This window comes from Vibrio sp. (assembly GCF_050299255.1).
In the GTDB taxonomy this organism is placed as follows: domain Bacteria; phylum Pseudomonadota; class Gammaproteobacteria; order Enterobacterales; family Vibrionaceae; genus Vibrio.
The window spans coordinates 1-1825 of the sequence record NZ_JBNKVP010000174.1; the positions used below are offsets into that span (position 1 = coordinate 1).

Here is a 1825-nt window from a genome sequence, read left to right on the forward strand (position 1 = left end):
TAGGTACAGTTCAAGCGAGCGCGTTTTTGACAGTTGGACTTGCAGCTCGGGCTACCGGAGCATATACAGCATATCACTGGGCACAGATATTTAACGGCATACATTACGACTCTGTGCTACCAGACTAGAGATATTAACATGAACGCAGATCAAAAAGGGTCTAAACACATAATCATACTTATTGTCAGTTTAACTCTTATTATCGCTTGTGGATGTTGGCAGTTGATCAACGCCTTTCTTCCAGAATGTGATAGTCACTCAATACCACTTCGCAAAACAGAGACAATAGATGGATTTGAAGCGCAATGGGCACTTACAGAGGTTTTTGTACCTGCCAGTGAACAAAACACTCATATAATGAGTAACGACCAGCATTTGATAACCTAATGTGCAACTTTAACTGAAGGTTGCATTGGGCAGCACTGACGTAAAATAGAGGTACCAATCCAACCTATTTACGGAGGCTGCCCAATGACTAGAGAGTATTTTATCATCATGGTGTACTGTTTGGTGTGTGAGTTGTACCAATTTGTGGTCGAGCAATATCCGATTCGCCGGCGGGGTTATGCCCCGGCTTTGAGCGACGAAGAAGTTATCACCATGGAAATCTGCGGTGAATACTTCGGTCACCACCGAGACCAAGACATCTATGATTATTTTCAAGCTCATTACCGTCACTTCTTCCCCCAATTGCGCGAACGGACCGGTTTTATCCGGCAAGCAGCCAACTTATGGCAGGTGAAGATGCTCATTCAACATCAGCTGACGCTGTTGAGCGGGGAGGCGGCGGACCCGGTCCAAGTGATCGACACCATGCCTTTGCCCATCTGCACTTACACGCGCTCTGGCCGTGACCGCTGTTTCCAACCCGACGCCGACTATGGTCACTGTGCCGCCAAGAAAATGGATTTCTATGGTTTCAAGTTTGGCGTGCGCATTGCCCGCTCTGGTATGATCCTCCATTACTGTCTGTTGCCTGCCCGGCCCCACGATAGCCAACTGGTCGATGACCTCATTGCTGGTTTTGAAGGCGTCGTTCCGGCCGATAAGGGTTTCATTGATGTCTGGCGTCAGATGGAACTGGCCAAGAAACGCCATATCGAACTCATTACGCCAGCCCGCAAAAACATGAAGATTCAACCGCCACGATTCGTCAAAGCTATCTGTCGGCGCTGGCGCAAACTCGTGGAAACCGTTGGCTCTCATCTCACCGAGCGTTATGACATGGAACGAACGCGTGCCCACGATTTGTGGCATTATCAGCACCGGTTGATTCGTAAGGTGCTGTCACACACAGTTTGTGTGTTTTTGAATCTGCAATTAGGACGGCCACCTCTCAATCTTGATGGTTTGGTCGTTTACTAAAGTTGCACATTGGGTTTGATAATGTATGGTGCATTCGGCCCATGTCAAAATTACAGACTAGTCAGTCTTGACGTAAATGACGGAACAACTGTATATGATAAACCAATCAAGGTGCCATCTATTTTAGGAATAAGCAATGTTGTTTATAATTCTCAGTATGTCTACTTCGGATATAAAGGATCAAAAGCTGTTGAAGATTCTACAATCGGCTCTGGTGGAATCAGCGCATATACCGTCGAAGCAGGTGAACCTGTTTGGACATATACCATTTCAGGAGCCAGTTTAGTAAGATCAATAGTTGCCAGTGACAGTTATCTCGCTGTAGATGGTGGCACAGACAAATATTACCTACTCAATGCATCTACCGGTAATGTCATAAAAACGCTAGAAAAAAAATTTGAACCCGGTACACCTATTGGCCCATCAGTCAATTTCGCTTTTTGGTACGATTATATTTTAG

Annotated in this window: 3 protein-coding genes; all 3 read left to right on the plus strand. The window is 45.9% G+C overall.

Going from position 1 to position 1825, the window contains the following annotated elements:
• The first annotated feature begins 138 nt into the window (after nucleotides 1–138).
• Nucleotides 139–387 carry a hypothetical protein gene (locus ACQY6F_RS18885; protein WP_428776655.1) on the plus strand — a complete coding sequence of 83 codons (249 nt, stop codon included), beginning with the start codon at nucleotides 139–141 and terminating at the stop codon, nucleotides 385–387.
• A gap of 84 nt (nucleotides 388–471) precedes the next feature.
• Nucleotides 472–1365, plus strand: a complete 894-nt coding sequence (locus ACQY6F_RS18890) for an IS982 family transposase (protein WP_428776657.1) — start codon at nucleotides 472–474, stop codon at nucleotides 1363–1365.
• A 21-nt stretch (nucleotides 1366–1386) separates the two neighbouring features.
• A partial coding sequence (locus ACQY6F_RS18895; protein ID WP_428776659.1) for a hypothetical protein occupies nucleotides 1387–1825 on the plus strand: 439 nt, incomplete at its 3' end.

Coding starts and splice junctions, on each gene's coding strand:
- ACQY6F_RS18885 (WP_428776655.1), top strand. CDS start 139: ATGAACGCAGATCAAAAAGGGTCTAAACACATAATCATACTTATTGTC.
- ACQY6F_RS18890 (WP_428776657.1), top strand. CDS start 472: ATGACTAGAGAGTATTTTATCATCATGGTGTACTGTTTGGTGTGTGAG.